The organism is Hymenobacter saemangeumensis, assembly GCF_039541835.1.
Taxonomy (GTDB): domain Bacteria; phylum Bacteroidota; class Bacteroidia; order Cytophagales; family Hymenobacteraceae; genus Hymenobacter; species Hymenobacter saemangeumensis.
In genome coordinates, this window is sequence record NZ_BAABGZ010000006.1 from 16,884 (window position 1) to 40,389 (window position 23,506).

The window sequence follows — 23,506 nt, forward strand, 5'->3', positions numbered from 1 at the left end:
TGGACGGCTACCTGGCCGGTCAACCGTCCACCCGGTTGCTTTAGCAAAAGAAATACCTCTTACCGGTCCCAGAACACCCGGTCGGTGCCCACATTGTGTTGGGCCGGGGCGTTCGGGTTGGTCGTAAGGTCGTCCTGATAATAGGGCAGGATGCGGGGATAAGGGCCGGCGAGCTGCGTGTTGAGCTCGGTGCCGGGCAGCTTGATAACCGGGTAGCCCGTACGGCGGTAGTCGGTGTACACATCGGGGCCAAAGCCAAAACCGGCTACATACTTCTCTTTCATGATTACCCGCAGCTTGGCCTCGTTGCCTGAAGCATTGTTGTAAGCTGCTACTGCGTCGGCTACCCGAGCTGCAATTGTGGCAGCCGGGATAGTCGGCGACATGTCAGCTGCGGCAATTGTGTTGACTTTGTTGTAGGCTGCTTCTACACCAGTCCGGAAGGCTGTGGCCGCGGCGGCATCGTCATTCAGTATCATGAGACGCGCTTCTGCTTCCGTAAACATGCGGCTTGCGTAGGTGAGGAACCGCTGAGGAGCGGCGCCTTTGCCGGTAGAAGCAGTAGCCGCGCCGCCGCTGTTCGTGTCGAACTTCCCGCCTACTGGGTACAGACCGGGCAGGGTGCGGATGTTGGAGTTGGTGGAGTTGGCGGCAGTGCTGGTGCTGCCCAGCGGTACGGTGATGAAGCTGTTGTACTGCAGAGGTACTTGCTCGGGCGAAGTGCCAGCCTTCTGGTTGTAGAAGTAGTACGGCACGCGTGGGTCAACGTAATTGGCATCGGGCTCGGTAGTAGCTGGCGAGCCGGGGCCGCGCATCAGACGGTAGAAGTACGGGCTGATGAAGTTCTCACGGCTGGGAGTAGCGTAGTCGGCGGTGTACCCCAGGTTGCGGTTGTCAGGGTTCGTCGACTCGTAATAGCGAAACTGAAAGTCGTCGGCATTCGACATCATCAGCTCCTGGCCCAATACCGTGCGCACCTTCGTGGCGAGGTCGCCGACACGGGAGTCGTTCGACTTGCGGATTTGGTTGTAGAGCTTGAGCTTGAGCGTGCGCCCAAAGCGGCGCCAGCTGGTCAGGTTGCCATTGTAAATCAGGTCTTCAGCGCCCAGGGCAGGTGAAGTCTTGTCCAGGTTGGCCAAGCCTTCGTCGATAAGGGAGAAAAGGCTTTGTACATCGCTGCTGCCCAGGTAAATGTCGGCGTCGCGGTCGAAGCGAGGCGCCTGTATGGCCGCACCCTGCAAGGCTTGCGAGTAGGGAATGCTGCCAAACAAGTCAACCATAATGCTGAACGCATAGGCCTTTTGCAGCTGCGCTACGCCTACATAGGCCCAGGAGCCTGAAGCCGTGCCTTGCTTGATGATTTGCTCGTTGTTGGACAGCAGGCTGGTGTAGGTACCGTCCCATTGGTTCGAAAACGAGCTGCCGTCGGGGGTGAAGCTGCCTACGTCGCGGCCGGAGGCATACTGCGACACCAGGGTGGAGGTACCGGGGCCAAAGCCGTTGGTACCCATCCCGAAGTAGGTGGCCATGGCCGCCTGCGTTACGGGCAGAAGGTCGGCGAGGCGAGCCTGGGTAGGGTTGATGGGGTCGACGTTGACGGCAAAAAAATCTTTGCAGCCAGTCGTTGTCAGTAGCAGGCTACTGATGGCAAGGGCTGCCGGTATATGGCGAAATTTCATCTGAGATTAAGTCTTTAGAGCCGAACAAACATTAGAACGATACGCGCAGGTTCACGCCATAGCGCCGGCTGGAGGGTGCCGTAGTGTACTCAATGCCCTGTGCGTTGCTGCCCGAGTTGTAGGTGCTCGTTTCGGGGTCGAAGTTGGTGTACTTCGGGATGTTGGGAGAATACCAGAACAGGTTGCGGCCCGACAGCGAGATGTTAATCAAGCCGAAGGGAGTCTTCGACAGCAACGATTTGGGCAGGTTATAGCCCAGGGTCATCTCACGCAGACGCACGGTGGTGGCGTCGTAGATGCTCGACTCGGCCGGGGAGCCAATGGCAGCCGTACCCGCGCCGAAGTAGTAGTCGTTTACCGAGATGGCAGTGCTGTTAGGGATAAAGTTGCCGTTGGCATCACGGATAGGCTGGCGCGTAGTCGGGTTGGCTTGTACGCCTTCCAGAATCACAATGCGGTCACGGTCTTCGGTGTCTTTGGTTACGCCACGGCCCAGCTCCATCTGCAGCGTGCTGCTGTATAGTTGACCTCCCTGACGGTAGTCAATCAGCGTGTTAAGCGTGATGCCACGGTAGGTGAACGTATTGATTACACCCAGCAGGAAATCGGGATTGGGGTTGCCAATGATTTTGGGGTTCGGGTTGGCAATGCCCCGGCCGGTAGCGGGGTTTACGAGCAGACGACCGTCGTCGGTACGCATCAGGTTGGAGCCGTACAGCACGCCGTAGGGCTGGCCTTCCTTCAGGATAGGCTGCACCAGGCCGGAACCGAAGCCTGCTTCGATAACCACCAAATCCAGGCCTTCACGCAGCTTTTCAACCTTATTGCGGTTGCGGGTGTAGTTGAAGGTGCTCGACCAGGAGAAGTTTTCCGTTTGAACGGGAATCACCGTCAAAGCCGCTTCCACGCCCTTGTTCGAGATTTCACCGAAGTTGGTCACCAGCTGGTTGAAGCCCGTGGAAGCAGGCAGGCTCACCGGGGCAATCTGGTTGGTGGTGCGCTTGTCGTAATAAGAAGCAGCCAGCGACACGCGGCGCTTCAGGAACTCCAGTTCGGTACCAACTTCCAGCTCCTCGGTGAATTCGGGAGTCAGGGCCGGGTTGCCAATGGTGCTGCTCAGGGCCAGGCCGGCAGTGCCATTGAAGGGGAAGTCGGTTGTGCCGGCGTTGTTACCAAACTGGGGGTTGGTGATGTAGCGCGTCGGGCCGGCCGTGTACGGGTCGGCATCGTTGCCCACCTTGGCATAGCCACCGCGGAGCTTCAGCATGTCCAGCCAGCTATAGTCAAGCTTCAGCGCTTCGTTCAGTACCACCGAGCCGCTGGCGCTGTAGTAGAAGAAGCCGCGGCCGCTGTTGCCCTGCTCACCGTTCTTGTTCAGCGTCGACGATTGGTCGACACGGGCGGTAGCATTCACATAGGCCCAGTCCTTATAGCCTACGGTAATGTCGGTGAGGTGACCGATGAGACGGCGCTTGCGGTCAGCCGACCCGTAGGGCTTCACGCTCTTGGTGTTGTTGATGTTGTCGATGCCGTAGTTGATAATGCCCGTTGCCAGGAACGAGGCGGCCTCAAAACGGCGCTGGTTGATGTTCTGGCCCAGGTTGATACGCAGGCTAATGTCTTCCGTCAGGTTCTTATTGAAGCCAATCAGGATGGTTTGCTCCAGCTCGGTGTTGCGGTTGTAGTCTTCCACAATGCGGCCTTCGTCGGTGTAGCGGCTGGTACCACCAATGCGTACCGTGTTCCGACGGAAGTCGGTATAGGTGTTTACCCCGCCCGTGTAGCTCAACGACAACCAGTCGGTGAACGCATAGTTGAGGTTGGCGCTGCCCACAATGCGGTCAACCCGCGAGGTGTAGGAGTTATTGTTTACCGACCAGTAGGGGTTGTCGGCCTGGTCTGTCAGCCAGGCAAACTGCGAAGCCCGGGTGCGGGGGTTGGTGTACGGGATGCCCTGCAGGTCGAGGTTGCGGGGCAGAAACATGATGCGCGACAAAGCCGAGCCACCGCCCTGAGCGCTGGAGCCGCCAATCTGGGGACCGGTTTGCTCGGTGTTGGTGTAGCCTACGGTGCCACCAATGGTGAATTTGTTGTACGTGCCCCGTCCACCGGCGCTCACCGTGTTGCGCACAAACGACGAATTGGGGATAATGCCGGTCTGGTCGGCACGCGACAGCACCGCCGAAAAGGTTGCGTTGTCGCCGCTGCCCGTGAGCGTAACTGAGTTCTCCAGCAGCCGGCCGGTTTCGAAGAAGTCTTTTACGTTGTTGGCATACGGACGGTAGGGAGTTTTGAGGCTGGTTTGCAGCCCCAGGTTTTTACCAACCGGCGTCACTACGCCATAAAACGGAATGCTGTCGGGCGCGTTGGCACTGCCATAGCGCGGGCCCCAGGAGCCGTTGGTGTTGTACGGGCCCACAAAGTTGGCACCCGTGCCATAAGTATTCTGGTACTCGGGCAGACCGGCAATCTTCTCAATCGTGAAGCCGGTAGTGTAGCCCACCTGCACGCCTTTGGGGCCCCGCTGGCCGCTGCCGGTTTTAGTGGTAATAACGATAACGCCGTTGGCCGCACGCGACCCGTACAGGGCCGATGCAGCGGCACCTTTCAGCACGGTGTACGAGGAGATGTTGTTCGGGTCGATGTCGGCGGCGCGGTTCGAGTAGGCAGTGCCGTCGGTTACCACGTTGTCGGAGTCGAACTGGTCGTTGTCGTACGGTACGCCATCCACAATGAACAGCGGGCCGTTGGTACGCGAAAGCGAGGTGTTGCCGCGAATGGTGATGCGGGTGGAGCCACCGGGCGTCGAGCTGGCATTGCTTACCTGCACGCCGGTTACTTTGCCCGCAATGGCGCGCAGCACGTCCGGCTCGGACTTCTGCTGCACCTGCTCAGCTTTGATTTCGGATACGGCATAGCCCAGGGCGCGCTTTTCACGCTGAATGCCCAGAGCCGTTACTACCACCTCGTTAAGCTGCTTGGTTTCTACATCCATGGCAACGTCGATGGCACCAGCTCCTGTAATAGGCCGCTCGGTGCTTACATAGCCAAGAAACTTAAACTGCAACGTATTGGCATCTGCCGGCACGCTCAGCGAGTAGCGCCCTTCGATGTCGGTGGCGGTACCTACTGTGGTACCTTTTACAATAACACCTACGCCAGGCAGGCCTTCGTTGGTGGATTTGTCGATGACGCGGCCGGTAACCGTGCGGTTCTGGGCCCAGACGCGTCCGACCAGAGTCAGCAGCAGCAGCAGACTCAATAGTAAGGGTCTTTTCATTGAGGTTAAAAAGTGGGTGAGGTAAAGGGAAATTTTAAAGAAGAGGGAACTAGATTTAAGGAACGCCAAGGTATGGACGTAACCTGCGGGCCAAATTACGAGAAAATTAGCGAATGCCGAAGTGTAGCAGATGGTAACTTCAGAAGGCGGCTGGCCCTATGCTGATGCTGTCTGGCTTTGAAATCCATAGACTCCCGGCTAAAAAAGTGTCCTGCCAGTTTCAGGCAGGAGGTATTTTAAAGGAGGAGCTTTCTCTGCACGCTTGTCGGGCAAGAAATAGGAATAAAAAAAGGCTGCCTGTTTAGGCAGCCTTTTTTACAAAAGAGTAAGGACGGATTAGAACCGGTCCCAGAACACTTTCGACGTTACTAAGTCGCCACCCATTGCGCTGGCGGCAGCCGTGTAGTTAGCCGTGTTGAGGTTCTGCTCGTTCACGGGATAGGTGAAGCGCAGGGGCAGGTCGGTGCGGGCCTGGGTGGGCTTTACCAGCGCAGGTGCATCCAGACGACGGTATTCCTTCCAGGCTTCAACCGGCTGGTTGTAGAGGGCAATCCACTTCTGGTTGCCAATCTTCTGCTTGTAAGTGCCAGCAGCGGTAGCATAAGCAACGCTGGGCTGAGCCAGGTAAGCTGCTGCCTGCGCTGCGCTACCACCCCACTGCTGAATAGAGGCAGTAACGGCAGCGTTGTAGTGCGATGCTGGCGTGCCACCAACCGAATAGGTACGGGCAGCAGCTTCAGCCAGCAGGAACTCTACTTCCGTGTAGGAGAGCAGCACGCCGGGCAGGGTGGGGTCTTCCAGCGCCGCGCCCGGAGCCGAGAAGGAGTTGTAGTTGTTGTTGGTGCCATACACCCCGCCTACGTAGGTCATGGTCATGGGCTTCATCTTGAAGTAAACCGGCAGGCGCGGGTCGTTCAGCGAGGTCAGACGGTTGATGAAGGTGTTTGCGCCTACGTAATCTTTCCGGCCGCTCTGTACCAGGTCTTCCCATACCGGGTTGGTGCTGGGCGAGGTGCTCAGGAAGTTCAGCTGGGCGTTGTCGTCGTTGCTCGTGAACACGTTTGGAGCTGCCTGCTGGGCCATGGTACGGGCTTTGGCATCGTCCACGTCGGCAATGGTCAGGGCCATGCGCAGCTTGAGCGAGTTGGCAAACATCTTCCAGCTGGCCACGTCGCCGTGGTAAATCAGGTCAGCATCGCCGAAGGAATCACCGGAAGCATCCAGCGCGGCAATGGCCCGGTCCAGGCGGGTAGCCAGGTCGGCGTAGATGGCGGCGTCGTCATCGTACTTGGGCTGCGGGGTGTCGATGTTGAGCGCCTGCGAGTAAGGAATGTCACCAAAGGTGTCAACCAGCGTCATCCACGTATAAACCTCCAGCACTTCAATGGCTGCCAGCTGATTGGCCTTGGTCTTATTCGACGTCAGGATATCGGCGCTGGCCAGGGTCTTGGCTTCCTGCAGGTCACGCAATACGTCACGGTACAGCGCGCTCCAGAAGTTGGTGTTGATAGCGCGGGTGTTGATGTCGTAGATGCTTTCGTCGAAGTACGTCGTCTGAGCCCAGTACTGTACGTACAGGCGGAAAACGTTCAGGTTAACGCTGGAGCTGGCCATGGTGCGGCCCAGGTTGCGCTCAGCGTTCGAAAACAGGGTCGACGCCGGTACCTTGGTCGGGTTCTTGGTGTCGATGTTATAATCATCGAGGGAGTCTACGCACGAGCTAGCCGAGAGCAGCAGGGTAGCAGACAAAGCGGTTAAAAGAAGTTTTTTCATGATAGGACCGGAATTAGAAGCTTAAGCGGAGGTTAGCGCCAACGGTGCGTACAGCGGGGTAAGCGCCGCTCGAATAGCCTTGGCCCAGGTTGCCGGAGCTGAGGGCTTCTTCGGGGTCAGCATCGGGCAGGTTCTTGTGCAGAATCCACAGGTTGCGGCCAATGAGGGAAAGCTCTACACCTTTGAAAGCACCTACTTTGTCGACCAGCGACTTGGGCAGGGCATAAGAAAGGGAAACTTCACGCAGCTTCACGTAGCTGGCGTCGTAAACGAAGCCAGCGGCAGGGTTGCGAGCGTAGCCATACAGACCGTAGTTGGTGTTGCTGGTGCGGATGGCATTGGTCTGACCCGATACATCTACACCGTTGATGGTGGTACCAGGAGCGTAGGTGCCCGACAGGATTACGCCACCGGTGCTGGGAGCGTAGCTACCATCGGCGTTACGCACGATGGGGGAGCGCGAAGGGTTGCCAAGCTCGTTGTTCTGAGTGGTTTCGTCGGTCATGCCAGTAGCGAGGCCATAGAAGCGGTCGAGCGAGAATACCTGACCGCCGCTGCGTACATCGAGGAGGAAGTACAGCGACACGCCTTTGTAGCCCACAGTGTTTGCCAGGCCACCAGTCCAGTTCGGGTTGGGGTCAGCAATAACGTTGTTAGCAGAAGCCGTCTGGCGGTAGTAAGCAGCCGTGGGGAGACCAGCAGCATTCTTAACCAGCGTAATCTGCTTGTTGCCATTGGCATCGTAAACGTAGTCGGCACCGCGCAAAGTTCCGTAAGCCTGACCTACGGTAGCATTCGAGGTTACACCACCCTGGTAGTTAGCGAGCAGGATGTTGTCGAGGTCACCAAACAGCGATACCACCTGGTTGCGGTTGCGGGTGAAGTTGGCGTTGATGGTCCAGTTGAGGTTGTCGGTACGAACCGGCGTTACGAAAGCCGTCAGCTCGATACCGCGGTTGCGAACCTCACCAGCGTTGATGAAGCGGCCGTTGTAGCCGGTAGCGCGCGACACGTCAACCGAGAAAATCTGGTCAACCGAGCGCTGCTCGTACAGGGTCAGGTCGAAGCCCACGCGGCTCTTGAGGAACGAGGCTTCGATACCAGCCTCAAACGACTTGGTACGCTCGGGCTTCAGGGCGCGGTTGTTGCGGCTGCTGGGAACCGAGAACAGGGGAGCACCACCAAAAGTGGTGATGGCGTTGCCCTGCCCGTCTACCTGGTTGTTGTAGATGTCGTAAACCGACAGCTCGGGGGCGTCGTTGCCCACTTCAGCGTAGTTACCGCGGATTTTACCGTAGGACAGCCAGGGAGTATCCTGCAGCAGCTGCGAGAACACGAAGCCCAGAGCGGCCGAGGGGTAGAAGAAGGTGTTGTTTTCTTTGGGCAGGGTGGTCGACTTATCCTGGCGCGCCGTCAGGTCAAGGAAAATCATTTCCTTGAAGCCCAGGTTGGCGTTGGCGAAGATGCCGTCAACCCCTACGCGGGTTTCGCGCTCGGAGGGGGGGCTCAGCAGCTGCTTGGAGTTGGACAGCGAGTACAGGCCGGGGATAATCAGGCCACCGCTCGTACGGGCACGGACGTTGCTGATGAAGTTACGGCGCATGTTGGCACCGATTACACCACGAATCGAGAAGTCTTCGGTTACCTGCTTGTTGATGTTGGCAAACAGGTCGAAGTTGTATTCGCGGAAGGTGCTGTTGAAGCGCTGATAGAAGTCGGGGCCGTCGTTGGTGGTGCTACCAACAGCCTGGCGCTCGTCCTGACGCTCGTCGTACGAGTCCATGGTTACGCGGCCCATGATGTCCAGCCAGTCGGCCACTTTGTAGGTGGTCGACACGTTGCCGAAGGTGCGGTGACGCTGGTCTTCCTCATAGTTCTCGTAGCGCGTCCAGTAGGGGTTGTTCCAGTAGATGGGCGTGAGGTCGTCCGGGTCGGTGTAGTTCCAGGTGTTGTTCTGCTTGTTGCGGAAATAAGCAGCGCGCTGCTCCTTCATGTCCACGTTGGTCTGCCACCACTGACGGAAGTTGGTCATCTGGTTGGTCGAGCTGTAGCCCGTGCCATAGCGGCCTTTGCCGTCAATCTTGCTGAAGTTAACGCTGGCGCTGCTGCTCAGCTTGCTGGTCAGGTTGAACGAGCCAGCGAAGTTGATGATGTTCTTGCTGATGCTGCTGTTCTCGAGAACACCACGGTCGTAGATGTTGGTGTAGCCCAGCTTGAAGTAGCCACGGTCGGTACCACCGTCGATGGTAACGTTGTTGTTGGTCGTCAGAGCAGTCTGGAAGAAGGTGTCAGCACCGTTTTCGGCAGCTACCCAGGGGCGGGCTTTGCCGAAGTTGGGGTTGCCTGCGTCGAAGGCATCCCACTGGTATACCATTTTGTTGGCGTCGAAGGGAGCACCATACGAGGCATCTTCCGAGGTGGGAACCACCAGGTCGTCAACACCGTCGCCGTTCACGTCGCGGTACAGGAAGAAGCCGCTGGGGTCTTCGTAGTAGCGGCCATAGCCCCCACCGTACTGGGTCTGGTGCTTGATGAAGGTGCTCTTGTCGATACGACCCACCGTTGCGCCGGTATTTACCGTTACGCCCAGGCCCTGACGGCCTTTCTTGGTGGTAATCATGATAACGCCGTTGGCAGCGCGCGAGCCGTACAGGGCGGTTGCTGCAGCACCTTTCAGCACGGTAGTGGTTGCGATATCATCGGGGTTGATGTCAGCGGCTGCGTTGCCGTAGTCATAACCGCCACGGCCAGTGCGCTGGTCCGAGGTGTTGGTGTTTTCGTTGCTAATCGGCACACCGTCAACAACGAACAGGGCCTGGTTGCTACGGCCAATTGACTTGGTGCCGCGAATAACCACGTTCGACGAGCCGCCCAGCGTGTTGCTCTGGCGTACCTGCAAACCGGCTACCTTGCCCGACAGGCCATTGATGAAGTTAGGATTGCGAGCCTTCACTACGTCGCTGCCTTCCACGTTGGTAGCGGAGTAAGGCAGCGAGTTGCGGGTTCTTTCCACACCCAGTGCGGTAACCACTACTTCGCTCAGCTGCTTGTTGTCGACAGCCAGTGCGAGGTCGAAGTTAGAGTCGGAGCCAATGGCGCGCTCCTGGGAGGCATAGCCTACATAGCTAAAAACAAGGGTCTTAGCTTCTGTGGGTACGCCCGATAGCGAGAAACTGCCATCTGAGTTTGACGAAGTGCCGATGGTAGTTCCTTTCACTATAACGGTAACACCGGGCAACCCCTGGCCGGTCCCCTGGTCAGTCACCTTGCCAGTGAGCGTTCTGCTTTGTGCCTGGGCCTGCTGCAACAGGCCGCCGACTAGCAGCAGAACAATAAATAAAAAGTTTTTCATTGGGAGAAAATTAGGTGATTGAAATGAAAAAAAAAGGGTGAAAAATGCATGAATGTGGCAAGTATAGCACAAAATTGGCGTTTACTTGTACTCCCACGCTTACTCCCATCTAGATGAGAGTTACCAAGGAATTGCACATGAGCAGTACAAAACCCGGATTTTGGCTTGATTATCGGAACATTATCAAGAGTAGGGAATGGGGGTTAAGTGAGAAATAATTTGAGAAATAACTGAAAAATTCAGCTTGGAAGTAGATAATAAAAGCTTGTTTAACTCTGCATCAGGAAGCCTTTGATATACTCATCCAAGTCGCCGTCGAGGACGTTTTGCACGTCAGTGCGCTCGATACCGGTTCGTAGGTCTTTGATGAGCTTGTAAGGGTGAAGCACGTAGTTCCGAATCTGCGAGCCAAAGTCGATGCGCTTCTTTGAGGCTTCCACTTTGTCGCGCTCGGCGTGGCGCTTGTCCATTTCAATCTGGTAGAGGCGCGATTTGAGCATGCGAAGGGCATGCTCCTTGTTCATCAGCTGGCTGCGCTCAATCTGGACGGCGATGATGATGCCGGATGGTGCGTGGGTAAGACGTACGGCTGTTTCTACCTTGTTAACATTCTGTCCGCCAGCGCCCCCGGCCCGGAACGTGTCCCAGGTAATGTCGGCAGGGTTTATCTCAATGTTAATGGTTTCATCGATGACGGGGTAAGCGAAAACGGAGGCAAAGGAGGTGTGCCGCCGGCCACTGCTATCAAAGGGGGAGATTCGGACGAGACGATGCACGCCAATCTCACTTTTCAGGTAGCCGTAAGCAAAGGCGCCGTCTATCTCCAGGGAGGCAGACTTGATTCCTGCGCCTTCTCCGGGCTGGTAGCTTATCTGCCGCACGCCAAAGCCGTGGCTCTCGGCCCACATGATGTACATGCGCATGAGCATTTCGGCCCAGTCCTGGCTTTCGGTACCACCGGCACCGGGGTTGATGTCGATGATGGCCGAGAGCTGGTCTTCCTCTTCCGAAAGCATGCGCTTAAACTCCAGCTGCTCCAGCTTTTTCAAAGTGGCTTCAAAGTCGGCCTGCATCTCGGCTTCGGTCACGTCTCCTTCTTTGTAGAAGTCGAACAGCACCTCCGTGTCGGCTACGGCCTGCTGTACGCCCTCGTAGTCATCGGTCCAGGTTTTGGTGGCTTTTATTTCCTTTAAAACGGCTTCGGCTGCTTTGGAGTCGTCCCAGAAATCGGGAGCCATGGTCTGCGCTTCGGCTTCTACAACCTGGGCTTTGCGAGCATCGTAGTCAAAGATACCTCCTCAGGGCCTCAGCACGGCCCTTCAAGTCCTTAATCTGGTCTTGGGTCATTGGGTGAATTAGGATGATGGGCTAAAAGCAGCCCAAGCAGCTTTGGAAGCCCGCAGCTGCCGGCGAATGCACGAAAGTACCCAATTATGCTTAGGGAGCGAGAAACGAGAACTTTCGGGGCCGGCAGGCCGCAACAGGCTTGCCTGGCATAAGCGCTACTACTTCAGGCGGTAAGGAGTAGTAGATGGGAGTAAATTGGTAAAGCAGGTAGTATTCCACGCACCCACACATTTTCCGGCCGAGCTGCATTTACAAAAGATAAAAAGGCGATAATGTCCTCTTTGCGCCGCCTACGTAAACAGTTTTGACAAGGTTTAGCACCAAAGTGCTTTTTTCTGATTTTTTTTCCGGCGGCTAAAGCTGCTATTTAAAGGGCTGGCTTATAGCTGCTATACCATACTGAGATTTACACACAAACGGCGGCAACGCGCTATCGTGCTGAAGACAGGCCTGACCGGATGGTAAGGGGCTGCCTGCAAACCATAGTGGAAAAGCTGCGTACGCCGGGCTAATCGTCGCGTTTGCGCTGGGGCTTACTTTCATGAAAATCAACCTTACTACCAAGCTTTTCGCAGGCTTTGTACTATTGCTGGCCTTGTTTGCTGCCGTGGTGATAATCTATTATCAGCTGGCCGGGCAGGTATTGCGCAACTCCCAGGCAGTGGAGTCCTCGCAGCGGGTGTCGCGAAAAGGAGCAAACCTGCTGCGTAGCATCGTTGATATGGAAACCGGGTTCCGGGGGTTTCTACTCATTGGCAACGAGGCGGCGCTGGAAAACTACTACGAGGGCGAGCGGGAGCTGGTAGGCAGTTTCAGTGAGCTGCGGGATATGGTGGCCGACCAGCCCGAGCAGGTTGTGCTGGTGGACCGGGTACAGCGCTTGTATCAGCAGTGGGCCGGCTATACCCACATGCTGGTGATGGAAAAGCGGGAGGCCCGCCGCCGCAACCCGCAGCAGAGTGCTTTGGAAGGCATGCCACACCGCCGGCTGGCCGAAGGGCTGGCGGGCAAGCAGGTGATGGACAATATCCGGCAGCTGCTTACCGACTTCGACCAGCGCGAGGCCACTACCCGCATTGTGCTACGGCAGCGGCTTAACCAAAGTATTTCCCGGGCCCAGTGGCTGTCGGGTAGCCTGGCGATACTGGCTTTGGTGCTTGGGCTTATCTGGTCGGTGTACATCGTGCGCCTGTTTGCGAAGCGGCTGCGGGGCATGCTGGACCTGGCCCGCCGCCTGGCCGGGGGCGACTACAGCATTCAGATTGTCGACACCGAGCAGGATGAGGTAAGCGAGCTGACCAATGCCCTGAACGTGATGGCCCGCACGGTAGGCGCCAACATCAGCCAGCTGGAAAGCCGCAACAAAGAGCTGGACCAGTTTGCGTACGTGGTGTCGCACGACCTGAAAGCTCCCCTGCGGGGTATAGAAAGCGCATCCCGCTGGATTGAGGAAGACATTGGCCGGGAGCAGCTGTCGCCGAGCATCCGGGAGTTTCTGGGCCTGATGCGGCAGCGGGTACACCGCATGGAGAATCTGATTACCGGCATTCTGGAGCTGGCCCGGGTGGGGCGGGTGGCGCAGGCCAACGAAACGGTGTTTGTACGCAGCCTGCTGCGCGACGTCATCGATACGTTGAACCCACCCCCGGGATTTCAAGTGGAGCTGCCATTCTTCCTGCCTACGCTAACCACCAATGCCGTGCAGCTGCAGCAGGTGTTTACCAACCTCATCAGCAACGCCATCAAGTACCACGACCATCCGGAAACGGGAACCGTGCGCATTGGCTGCGACGACGCGGGTGACTATTACCTGTTCACGGTGGCCGACGACGGACCCGGTATCGCGCCGGAGTATCACGAGCGAATTTTTGTGATTTTTCAAACCCTAACGGAACGAGACACGTTCGAAAGTACCGGGGTGGGGCTGGCGATAGTCAAGAAAATTGTCGAGCGCCAGGGTGGCCGCATTGGGGTCAAGTCGGCCGAGGGGAGTGGTGCTAAGTTCATCTTTACCTGGCCCAAACAGCCACTTGGTGCCAAGCCCACAACTGCCGAAGCACCCCTTCCTGCTGCAGTAGCGGCGCCGGCTTCTGCCTGATGCGTCCTTAATTGCGGCTTCAATTCTCATTGCTGATACTTTTCAATACCATGCCCTCAGACCATTCCGCACCTAGTATCCTGCTGGTTGAAGACGACCAAATGGATGTGATGAATGTGCAGCGTGAGCTGCGTCGTCAGAACATCAACGTGCCCGTGGTGCACGCCCGTAACGGCCGCGAAGCTCTGAAAATGCTGCGTGGCGAAGGTGGTGAACCAAAGATTGAGAAACCCAGCCTCGTGATGCTCGACATCAACATGCCCCGGATGAACGGTCTGGAACTGCTGGAGGTGCTGCGCTCCGACCCGGAGTTTGTCAATCTGAACGTCTTTATTATGACTACCTCCGACCTGGAAACGGACCGGCTTAAGGCGCAGGAGCTCGCGGTAAGCGGCTACATCATCAAGCCCCTGAGCTTCGATAAGTTTGGCGAAGGCGGCACCAGCGTCGATGGATTCAGCCTGTTTCTGGACCTGATTAAAATGAAAAGCTAACCGGCCCGGTAGCCTTGCCATCGCGAATGCCCGCTGCGAGTTGAAAGCAGCGGGCATTCGCGTTTTGTGGCAGATAAGCTACAGCAGCCGGAAGCCCAGGCGGTGGTGCTCGCAGGGGCCGTGCGCGCGGATGGCGTCGCGGTGGGCCTGGGTGGGGTAGCCGGCGTTGCGGTCCCAGCCATACTGCGGGTACTCGGCCGCCAGGGTACGCATGTGCTCATCGCGAAAGGTTTTGGCCAGGATAGAGGCCGCCGCGATGCTGCGGTAGATGGCGTCGCCGCCGATTACGCAGGTATGCTCGAAACCCGGCAAGGGCCGGAAGCGGTTGCCGTCTACCAGCAAATGCGCCGCGCGTACGGGCAGGGCCGCTACGGCCCGGTGCATGGCCAGGTAGCTGGCCTGGGCAATGTTGATGGATGCGATTTCGGCGGGCGACGCTTCGGCCACGGCCCAGGCAATGGCGGCCTCGCAGATTTCCGGGCGCAGCTCCTCGCGGCGCTTGGCGCTGAGCTGCTTGGAGTCGTTGAGGTAGCGCGGGGCGAAGTCGGGCGGCAGAATGACAGCGGCGGCAAACACCGGCCCGGCCAGGCAGCCGCGACCAGCCTCATCGAGGCCGGCTTCGTGGGGGTGCCCGGAAAGTGAGGCGAGAAGCATAGACAGCTAGGCAGAATAGCCCACAAAAATAAGGGCCCCCGCAGTGAACAGCCCGCTGGCAGCAAAAAGCCCTTCCGGCCGCGGGAAGGAGCGGCCGGAAGGGCAGGAAATTGGCTAGGGCGAAGCTGCCCCGGAGTGCCTACTTGTGGTCGCCGGCATTGCTGCCGATGACCCCCGGTTCTTGTACGCCACGAATAAAGCCCTGGCTGTCGCGGGGCACGCTGGCTTCGTCGATGCTGGCTTCCTCGTCGGTGGTGATATACACGTTGGTAGTAGGGCCAAGGCCGCCGGTGTTTTTGGCCAGCTCGGCTTCGGCCTGGGCGTGTTTCAGGTTGAAGAGCGGGTCGTGCTCGTTTTCGCTAGCGTTCTGCTTGGGCTTGGAGGTAGGCATGGGAAAGGGAGCGGCCGGAATGTGGACGGCCGGGCTAGCGTGGTACGGCCGCAGTCCCTTCCGGGTTAAACTCCGGGTCGATTTTAAAGCGGCTATTGCCCGGGGAGAGGCCCAGTGCAAAGGGCACAAAAAAAGGCCGCCACACAAGTGCGACGACCTTAAAGTGGCGGGTCCGGCTTGGAGGTGTCTACCCCACCTCTTCTACCAGAACGCCGCCGCACGAGAGGTCCTTCCTTTCCACATTTCCAGCCCGTGCGGGTTACTTATGACTCAAAATTATGAAATGACTACCCAAGTTTCCAAACATTTTTGGACTAACGGAGGAAATACCTCGGCCAATACTACTGTAGACTCGGCAGACGCCGGAAAATAAGCTGCGGGCTATTTGCCTCATTGCAGCCCCGAGAAGCGTACTTTTGAGGCTGACCTACCATATGAAAGCATAAAGTTATGTTGAACTCCGGGCAGAAGGATTTTGATGAAGAATATAACCCTTGGCAGACGCTCAGCTCAGAGCTGAAATACCAGAACCCCTGGATTTCGGTACGCGAGGACCAGGTGATAAACCCAAGCGGCGGGCAGGGCATCTACGGCGTGGTTACGATGAAAAACAAGGCGCTGGGTATTGTACCCGTCGATGCCGAAGGTTTCACCTGGCTGGTGGGCCAGTACCGCTATGCCCTGAATGAGTACAGCTGGGAGATTCCCATGGGCGGTGGGCCCGTGGAGCTGGATATTCTGGCGTCGGCCCAGCGCGAGCTGAAGGAAGAAACCGGGCTTAGTGCCCGCCGCTGGACGAAAATTGCCCGGCTGCACACGTCCAACTCCGTGACCGATGAAGAAGGCTTCGTGTTCCTGGCCGAGGACCTGGAGCACGGCGAAACCGAGCCCGAGGAAACCGAAGACCTCCGCCTGTGGAAGCTGCCCCTGGCTGAAGCCGTCCGCATGGTGATGGAGGACCGCATCACCGATAGTGTAAGCGTAGCCGGCCTGCTCAAAGCCGAAAAGGTGCTGGCCGGAAGGTGAGTTGCTGAGGAGGTGATTTTGGTGATGGGGTGATGAAGTAGAAAGAAGAACGTCATGCTGAGCGGAGCACAGCGGAGTCGAAGCATCTTGCCCGAGGCAGTAATCCATTTGATTGGATATACTCTCGTGGTAAAGATGCTGAGCCTGCGCCTTCGGCTTCGCTCAGCATGACGTTCTTCTTTCTACTTCATCACCCCATCACTTCATCACCTAAGCAGCACATCACCCCATCACCCCATCAGCAACTCTCCTCATCCATTAACTTTGCCGGTATGCGCCATTTGCTTCGCTATATCGGTCACCGCTTATACACTACCTGGGCTACGTTCTGGTTTATCGTGCCATTTGTAGTCACATTTCCGGTGCAGTGGCTGGCCAGCAAGGTGGATGGTCTGCGTTGGCTCATTCCGGTTATCAACCGCGGCTGGTCGACGTTTTCCATCTGGATGTGGGGCATGCCTGTGGAAGTGGTGCGGGCCAGTCCCGCGCCTGACCCACGGCCCTGCATTTACGTGTCGAATCACGGCTCTTACGTCGACATCATGCTGCTGTTCAAGAATATACCCGGGTTTTTGAACATGATGGGTAAAGCCTCGCTGGCCAAGGTGCCGGTGTGGGGCCCGATTTTCGGCAGTGTATATATTACGGTAGACCGTGCCAGTGCCGTCAGCCGTGGACGGGCCATGGTGGCGGCCCGCCGCACCCTGGCGGCGGGCAACAGCCTGGCTATCTTTCCGGAAGGCCGCATCTCGCCCAAGCCAGGTGCCGAGCTGCTGCCGTTTCACGACGGAGCCTTTCAGCTGGCCATTGAAGCCGGCGTTCCGCTAGTGCCCGTGGGCATGCCGCTCAACCACATGTTTATGCCCGATGTGAAAGGCAGCCTGCGCGTGCGCTACCACCGCCTCAAGATTGTATTTCACGAGCCCATACCCACTGCGGGCCTCACCCTGGCCGACATTCCCGCCCTCAAGCAGCGCGTAGCGGCCCTGATTGCCGGAGACTTTTTGCCGGAAGGCGCCGTTAAGCCCGAAGCCAGCACCTGGAAGAAAGCTGCCCCTATGGAAGCCTAAGCCCCGTGGCTCAACTACTTCGGCTGCCAACTCATTACTCATAATTCAAAACTCATAACTCTAAAACCGTGAGTACCGACATAGCTACCCTGCGCGGCCTGGCCCACCTGGCCCGCCTCGAATTCGACGAAACCCGCGAGCAGCAGATGCTGGGCGACCTTAACAACATCCTGGACTTTGTGGCCCAGCTCGAAGGGCTGGACACCACCGGCGTGGAGCCGCTGGTACACCTCTCGCAGGAGGTGAACGTGCTGCGCCCCGACGAAGCCCACAATACCGTAAGCCACCAGGAAGGCTTGCGCAATGCACCCCGTAAGGACTCCGACTACTTCCGGGTGCCCAAAGTTCTGGAATAGGTAGTGGGGCAGACAACGCAAGCGCTGGGCCGCTGGCCCCGGCTGCTGGCTCTGCTGGCAGCCCTGGCCTTGGGGCTGGCCGGGTATTACTACGTTACCGGCGAAGATGCCGCCGTGCCGCTGCGGCTGGTGCCGGCCCTGAGTGAGCTGCCCCTCACGCTGGATACTGTCCCCGTAGCCGGGGGGGCGCTGCCCGTGCAGGTAAGCGGCTTTATCGTGAGCCTGACGCACGACCTGGCCGGCCCCTTTACCCAGCCGGTGGCGGCCACGCTCTTTATGCTGCTGCTGGGCTTTGCCCTGGCCGGTTGGATTGCGGTGGTGAGTACCCTGCCGCGCAGCACCTTCATTGCCGGCATGGCGCCGGTTATCTTCCTGCTGATGTCGCTCAACACCGAGGCGCTGGGAGTGTTTCAGGCCAGTGAGCGGTACTTTTTATACCTGATGCTGGGCACGCTGGGCGGCGTGGCCTTTGGCCTGCACGCCTTTGCTGAGGGGCTAAGCCTGCGCTGGCGCTGGGTGATATTGCTGTTCCTGGTAGCAGGGCTGAGCTTGCTTCTTTTTACCCAGAGTGCCTACACAGCCGCTGAAACCGTGCTGCAGCTGGCGGCCTACGCCACGCCGGGCGGCGCCGTAGTTGTGGCGTTGCTGGTGCTGTGGGTGGGGCTGGAGAATATCCGCGCCCTGCTCTGGTTTAATGCCCAGGCCGAGCAGCCCAGCAGCCGCTTCGGCCTGGGGCCGTTTCTGGCCGCCAGCCTCCTTTACCTGGGTGTGCTGTTCTGGCTGGTATGGAATGGCGGGCAGCTGGAGCTGTTTCCGGGCCTAAGCCTCGACCCGCTGGTGTTTCTGCTGCCGGCCGTGCTTACGGGCTGGCTGGGGCTGCGGCTGCGGGCAGCATCGTATACTACCTGGGTGCCGTACCGGGAGGGGGCCGACCAGCTGTACCCCTTGCTGGTGATGGCCGCCGCCGGTGCCCTGGGCTATGCTTTCGCCAGCGCCAACACGCCCTTGCTCGCTGCGGCCCGCGACTTCACGGCCCAGACCCTGCTGATGGTGGGTGGCGCGTTCTGGCTGTACGTGCTGCTCAACTTCATGCCCCTCATCCGGCAGCGGCTGCGGGTGTACCGCGTGGTGTTTGAGCCGCGGCGCATGCCTTTCTACACGGTTTATATCCTGGCCATAGGCGCCATTATTATGGTGCAGGTGCGCAACGGCCGCCCCTTGCCCGACCAGGTAAGCGCCGGGCAGTTTAACTACCTGGGCGACCTGACCCGCCAGCAAAGCGAAACCAGCCCCGACGACGTAGGCCTGGCTTTGCTGGCCGAGCGCTACTACGCCGAAAGCGGCGACGTGCTGTACCGGGCCAACCGCCACGCCCAGCTGGGGCGGGCGGCGCTCTACCGCTTCCGACAGGAGCGGCAGAATGAAATCAATGCCCTGCGCCGGGCTCTGCTGCGGGAGCCTTCCGAGAAGGTGTCGCTGCGCCTGGCGGCTATTCTGAATGACAAGGCCGACCTGTTTGAAGCGCTGGACGTGCTACGCCAGGGCTTGAAAGCCCAGCCGCGCAGCGCTGCCCTGGCCGGCGCCCTGGCGCAGCGCTTCACCCAGACCAGCCTCACCGACTCGGTAGCCTTCTACCTCGACAAGGCCGAGCAGCTGGACCGCGGCAGCTACGCCAGCCAAACCAACCAGCTGGCTTTCCTGCTGCAGCAAAACCTGGTGGCGGAAGCGCAAAAGCTCGCCATGGGCTTCAAGGCATCCGCTAAAGCGCCGGCCCTGGCCAGCAACCTGGCTTTGCTCAGCTTGCTGCAGGGCAAAGCCAGTAGCCAAGCCCCCGCACCGGCCGACGTGCCCGCCGACACCGACCTCGATGGGGCTTCCTTCGCCCAGTTGTACCACGGTGCCCTGGCTGCGACGCGGCAGCGCAGCACGGCCTGGCTGCCGGTGCTGGCCCGCCTGAACGAGCGCCCCGCAAATGAGCCTTACTACGAGCAGCTGATTTTCCTGCAGGCCCTGACCCGCCACGCCGCCGGACAGGAGCAGGCTGCCCGCCAGACGCTGGCGCCGCTCACGGCCGGAACCAGCCCCACGGCCGGCTACTACCAGTACCTGCTAGGGCTGTGGCAGCTGCAGCAGGGGCAGTACGCAGCCGCTGCCAGCCAGCTGGGCCTGGCCACGCAGCACGGGGCTCCGGCCGCGCTGGCCCAGGCGTATGCCGCCGGGCTGGCGGGCCGGCTCGACTCGGCCCGGGCCCAGGCGGCGCGGCTGCTGGCAAGCCCCGACTCGGCCATGCGCGTGGCCGCCCGGCAGCTGCAGGACCGCTTGGCCGATGGTAGCCTGGGGGCTGCCACTAGCACAGCCACGCCCCGGGTGGGCGGGCCACTGCTGGCCCAGGCCCGCGCCGCTGCGCAGGCCAGGCAAACGGAGAAAGCCGCCCGCTTATTTAGTCAGGTAGTGCAGGAGGCCCCTTTCAACCAGGAAGCGGTACTGGCGGCGGCAGCTTTTTACGAGCAGCAGCGCAACCACACCGCGGCCTACGAGGCCCTGCGCAAAGGCCTGGACGAAAACCCTGATGCGCCGGCCTTGTTGCGGGCTTATGTGCTGGCTGCCGCCGACGCCGGCCTGACCGAGTATGCCAACGATGCGCTGAGTGCCCTGCGGCAGCAGCTAAGCCCGGCCGACTACGCCGCCTTAATGAGCGAATACGGGCGGCACCGGGCAGCGCGGGAAGCCGCTGCGGCGTCTTTCTCCTCGGCTCCCATCGAGTCTCCTCTCCCTTAAAAAGCTTTCTCATGAACCCGAACGTTATTGAAACGACGAATATTTCCAAGGTGTACCGCATGGGCACCGAAGAAATTCATGCCCTGCGCTCGGTGAGCATTCAGATTGCACGGGGCGAGTACGTGGCTTTTATGGGCCCCTCGGGCTCGGGGAAAAGCACACTGATGAACATTGTGGGCTGCCTGGACACACCCTCAGGCGGGCAATACATTCTGAATGGACAGGATGTGAGCCGCATGAGCGACAACCAGCTGGCCGAAGTGCGCAACAAGGAAATTGGCTTCGTTTTCCAGAGCTTCAACCTGCTGCCCCGCGCCAGCGCCCTCGACAATGTGGCCCTGCCGCTAATCTATGCCGGGCTGAGCAAGCGCGAGCGCAGCGAGCGGGCCCTGGAGTCGCTGCGCTCGGTAGGCCTAGCCGACCGCGCCTCGCATAAGCCCAACGAGCTGAGCGGTGGGCAGCGGCAGCGCGTGGCCATTGCCCGCGCCCTGGTAAACAACCCCAGCGTGCTGCTAGCCGATGAGCCCACCGGAGCCCTCGACTCCAAAACCAGCCACGAAATTATGGACTTGTTTGAGGCGCTTTATGCCAAGGGCAACACCATTATTATGGTAACCCACGAGGAGGATATTGCCCGCTTCGCTCACCGCGTGGTGCGCCTGCGCGACGGACTGGTAGAGTCAGATGAGCTGAATCGGCAATTGGCAATGAGCAATGAGCATAGAGCAATGGGAGAGTAAGCAGAACGCTGTTTTGGTGAAGTCTTTTGCTTTTGCCGTACGCATGCTCAAGCTGAATAAGCACCTGCGGCTCACGCAGCAGGAGTATATCATCTCGAAGCAGCTTATTCGGTGCGGTACTTCAATCGGAGCGAATATAGAAGAAGCAGTAGGAGCTATATCCAAGGCTGACTTCTCGGCCAAAATCTCTATTGCCTATAAGGAAGCACGGGAAACCAGCTACTGGTTACGTTTACTGTACGAAGCCGAGTATCTGGATGAAAAGCTTTTTCGCTCTCTTCATGACGACTGCCAAACGCTCTGTCGCATCTTATTCTCTATTCTGCGTACCACGGGCCGCGCTTAGAGCAGGTTCATTGCTCATTACTCATTGCTCATTGAATAAATGAAAATCTATACTCGTACCGGCGACAAAGGCCTTACTTCCCTCATTGGCGGCACCCGCGTGCCCAAGAGCAGCCTGCGCATTGAGTGCTACGGCACCGTGGATGAGCTAAACTCCTACATTGGCCTGCTGCGCGACCAGGACATTAACGCCCCGCGCCGGCCCCTGCTCAAGGAAATTCAGGACCGCCTGTTCACCATCGGCTCCTCCCTGGCGGCCGACCCGGAGAAGTCGCGCATGAAGCTGCCCGACCTGCACGAGGCCGACGTGAGCCTGCTTGAGGACGAGATGGACCGCATGAACGCCGAGCTGCCCGAGCTGCGGGCCTTTATCCTGCCCGGCGGCCATCCTACGGTCAGCCACGGGCATGTGGCCCGCTGCGTGTGCCGCCGCGCCGAGCGCCTGGTGATTCACCTGCAAGAGGAGTCCTTCGTGGCCGAGCTGGTGGTGATGTACCTGAACCGTCTGTCCGATTACCTGTTTGTGCTAAGCCGCTACATGGCTCACGAGCTGGGTGTGGAAGAAGTAACCTGGAAACCACGCGTGTAACTGGCAATCCAACGCGACTCTGCCGCCACTTTCTAATCGAGCTCTGTTTAAGTCTGCCTGAAATTTTGGCTGAAAATTGCAGGCAGTGCAGGGAAAAGTATAGGCTGCAGAGCCGCCATTCCATACAAATTGCACGACTTTGCTTTTATCTGCGTTAAAGGGTTTCTACTGTAGGCTAACGTTCGTTCGCCCCGGCGCGGCGTAGTCTGAAAAATTTTCCGACCTTTCCCTTACTTTTCTAAATCCCACCCACACCCTTTCATTCTTCGTATTCGGAATACCAGTTCCGCCCCCACGATATGATAGACATTCTCCCCATTCGCATTCAGCGCACCACGGCATCCCGCCTTGCGGAGGTCGACCTGGACCACATTGAGTTCGGCAAGGTGTTTTCCGACCACATGTTTGCCGTGGAGTACCGCGACGGAGAATGGCAGGAGCCCCAGATTGTGCCCTACGGCGATATGGCCGTGAGCCCCGCCAACTCGGCCCTGCACTACGGGCAGGCCATTTTTGAAGGCATGAAGGCCTACCAGCAGGCCGACGGTGGCGTGGCCCTGTTCCGCCCCCTCGACAACTGGGCCCGCCTCAATGCCTCGGCCGAGCGCATGTGCATGCCGGCTATTCCCGAGGAGCTGTTTATGCAGGGCCTGAAGGAGCTGATTCGCCTCGACGCGAAGTGGGTGCCGGCCAAGGAAGGCAGCTCCCTTTACATCCGGCCCTTTATGTTCGCCACCGATGGCTTTATCGGGGTACGGCCGTCGGATACCTACCGTTTCATGATTTTTACCTGCCCCGTCAACGCCTACTACAACAAGCCCCTGCGCGTGCGCTTCGAGCAGAAGTACGTGCGCTCGGCCGAGGGCGGCGCGGGCTTTGCCAAAGCCGCCGGCAACTACGGCGGCGCCATGATGCCCAGCAAGCTGGCCCAGGACGAAGGCTACCACCAGCTGCTGTGGACCGACGCCTCCGAGCACCAGTACGTGGAGGAGTCGGGCACGATGAACGCCATCTTCGTAATAGACGGCCGGGTGGTGACGCCCGCCCTGAGCACCTCCATCCTCGACGGCATCACCCGCCGCAGCGTGCTGCAGCTGGCCCGCGACTGGGGCATGCCCGTGGAAGAGCGCAAAGTGAGCAGCCTGGAAATCATGGACGCCCTCACCAAGGGCAAGCTCCACGAAGCCTTCGGGGTAGGCACGGCCGCTACCATCGCGCCCATTGCCACCATCGGCTTTGAGGGCCACGACTATGACCTGCCCACCGTGGGCCCGGATGCCTTCTCCAAGCGCGTGAGCGCAGCCCTGGAAGCCATTCGCAGCGGCGAAGCCACCGACAGCCACAGCTGGATGGTGAAGGTGTAGGCAGCCAGGCTAAGCCTGCCGGTAATAAATGCTGCGCGCAGTAGAAGCGGTAAAGCTGCTTCGGCTGCGCGCAGTATTTCTTTTCGGGCTCACAAAGGCAGCACCGGGCCGAAGGGCCCGAATAATTGCAGCTCGCAGTTTGCGCCCGAGCCGCTTTTGCGGCCCCTTTT

General features: G+C 58.9%; 17 protein-coding genes. 10 read left to right on the forward strand and 7 right to left on the reverse strand.

Going from position 1 to position 23,506, the window contains the following annotated elements:
- Nucleotides 1-59 precede the first annotated feature (59 nt).
- The 5 genes from ABD919_RS00595 to prfB form a co-directional block, all read right to left on the reverse strand.
- Complete coding sequence (locus ABD919_RS00595; RefSeq protein ID WP_345232822.1) at nt 60-1,679, reverse strand: SusD/RagB family nutrient-binding outer membrane lipoprotein; 1,620 nt, start codon at nt 1,677-1,679, stop codon at nt 60-62.
- A gap of 31 nt (nt 1,680-1,710) precedes the next feature.
- Complete coding sequence (locus tag ABD919_RS00600; protein WP_345232824.1) at nt 1,711-4,959, reverse strand: SusC/RagA family TonB-linked outer membrane protein; 3,249 nt, start codon at nt 4,957-4,959, stop codon at nt 1,711-1,713.
- A gap of 336 nt (nt 4,960-5,295) precedes the next feature.
- On the reverse strand, nt 5,296-6,732 hold the full coding sequence (locus ABD919_RS00605) for a SusD/RagB family nutrient-binding outer membrane lipoprotein (protein ID WP_345232826.1): 1,437 nt from the start codon (nt 6,730-6,732) through the stop codon (nt 5,296-5,298).
- A 13-nt stretch (nt 6,733-6,745) separates the two neighbouring features.
- The gene (locus ABD919_RS00610) at nt 6,746-10,084 is read right to left on the reverse strand and encodes a SusC/RagA family TonB-linked outer membrane protein (RefSeq protein ID WP_345232828.1); all 3,339 of its coding nucleotides are present in this window, start codon (nt 10,082-10,084) and stop codon (nt 6,746-6,748) included.
- 269 nt (nt 10,085-10,353) lie between these two features.
- Nucleotides 10,354-11,431 (reverse strand): peptide chain release factor 2 gene (prfB, locus tag ABD919_RS00615; protein WP_345232830.1). Its coding sequence is split into 2 segments (ribosomal slippage): nt 10,354-11,379 and nt 11,381-11,431, totalling 1,077 coding nucleotides; the frame shifts between segments, so codons are not numbered across the junction.
- Nucleotides 11,432-11,972: 541 nt separating this feature from the next.
- Here prfB and ABD919_RS00620 point away from each other — a divergent pair.
- Nucleotides 11,973-13,529 carry a sensor histidine kinase gene (locus tag ABD919_RS00620; protein WP_345232832.1) on the forward strand — a complete coding sequence of 519 codons (1,557 nt, stop codon included), beginning with the start codon at nt 11,973-11,975 and terminating at the stop codon, nt 13,527-13,529.
- A 50-nt stretch (nt 13,530-13,579) separates the two neighbouring features.
- Nucleotides 13,580-14,023: a response regulator gene (locus tag ABD919_RS00625; protein WP_345232834.1), complete on the forward strand. Its 444-nt coding sequence runs from the start codon at nt 13,580-13,582 to the stop codon at nt 14,021-14,023.
- Nucleotides 14,024-14,101: 78 nt separating this feature from the next.
- Here ABD919_RS00625 and ABD919_RS00630 read toward each other — a convergent pair whose 3' ends face one another.
- Nucleotides 14,102-14,677 carry a ribonuclease HII gene (locus ABD919_RS00630; RefSeq protein ID WP_345232836.1) on the reverse strand — a complete coding sequence of 192 codons (576 nt, stop codon included), beginning with the start codon at nt 14,675-14,677 and terminating at the stop codon, nt 14,102-14,104.
- Nucleotides 14,678-14,816: 139 nt separating this feature from the next.
- Nucleotides 14,817-15,068, reverse strand: coding sequence for a hypothetical protein (locus tag ABD919_RS00635; protein ID WP_345232837.1), 252 nt, complete (start codon nt 15,066-15,068; stop codon nt 14,817-14,819).
- 450 nt (nt 15,069-15,518) lie between these two features.
- Here ABD919_RS00635 and ABD919_RS00640 point away from each other — a divergent pair, with 450 nt between their 5' ends.
- The 8 genes from ABD919_RS00640 to ABD919_RS00675 all read left to right on the forward strand — a co-directional run bounded on the left by ABD919_RS00640 (nt 15,519) and on the right by ABD919_RS00675 (nt 23,336).
- Nucleotides 15,519-16,094, forward strand: coding sequence for an NUDIX domain-containing protein (locus ABD919_RS00640; RefSeq protein WP_345232839.1), 576 nt, complete (start codon nt 15,519-15,521; stop codon nt 16,092-16,094).
- 272 nt (nt 16,095-16,366) lie between these two features.
- Nucleotides 16,367-17,164: a lysophospholipid acyltransferase family protein gene (locus ABD919_RS00645; RefSeq protein WP_345232840.1), complete on the forward strand. Its 798-nt coding sequence runs from the start codon at nt 16,367-16,369 to the stop codon at nt 17,162-17,164.
- 68 nt (nt 17,165-17,232) lie between these two features.
- Nucleotides 17,233-17,520: an Asp-tRNA(Asn)/Glu-tRNA(Gln) amidotransferase subunit GatC gene (gene gatC, locus ABD919_RS00650; protein ID WP_345232841.1), complete on the forward strand. Its 288-nt coding sequence runs from the start codon at nt 17,233-17,235 to the stop codon at nt 17,518-17,520.
- Between the two features lie 3 nt (nt 17,521-17,523).
- Nucleotides 17,524-20,298, forward strand: coding sequence for a tetratricopeptide repeat protein (locus ABD919_RS00655; protein WP_345232842.1), 2,775 nt, complete (start codon nt 17,524-17,526; stop codon nt 20,296-20,298).
- A gap of 11 nt (nt 20,299-20,309) precedes the next feature.
- On the forward strand, nt 20,310-21,038 hold the full coding sequence (locus tag ABD919_RS00660; protein WP_345232843.1) for an ABC transporter ATP-binding protein: 729 nt from the start codon (nt 20,310-20,312) through the stop codon (nt 21,036-21,038).
- Nucleotides 21,013-21,384: a four helix bundle protein gene (locus ABD919_RS00665; protein WP_345232844.1), complete on the forward strand. Its 372-nt coding sequence runs from the start codon at nt 21,013-21,015 to the stop codon at nt 21,382-21,384. The genes ABD919_RS00660 and ABD919_RS00665 overlap by 26 nt, the downstream gene beginning before the upstream one ends.
- A 39-nt stretch (nt 21,385-21,423) precedes the next feature.
- On the forward strand, nt 21,424-21,972 hold the full coding sequence (locus ABD919_RS00670) for a cob(I)yrinic acid a,c-diamide adenosyltransferase (RefSeq protein WP_345232845.1): 549 nt from the start codon (nt 21,424-21,426) through the stop codon (nt 21,970-21,972).
- A gap of 299 nt (nt 21,973-22,271) precedes the next feature.
- Nucleotides 22,272-23,336: a branched-chain amino acid aminotransferase gene (locus ABD919_RS00675; RefSeq protein WP_345232846.1), complete on the forward strand. Its 1,065-nt coding sequence runs from the start codon at nt 22,272-22,274 to the stop codon at nt 23,334-23,336.
- Nucleotides 23,337-23,506 lie beyond the last annotated feature (170 nt).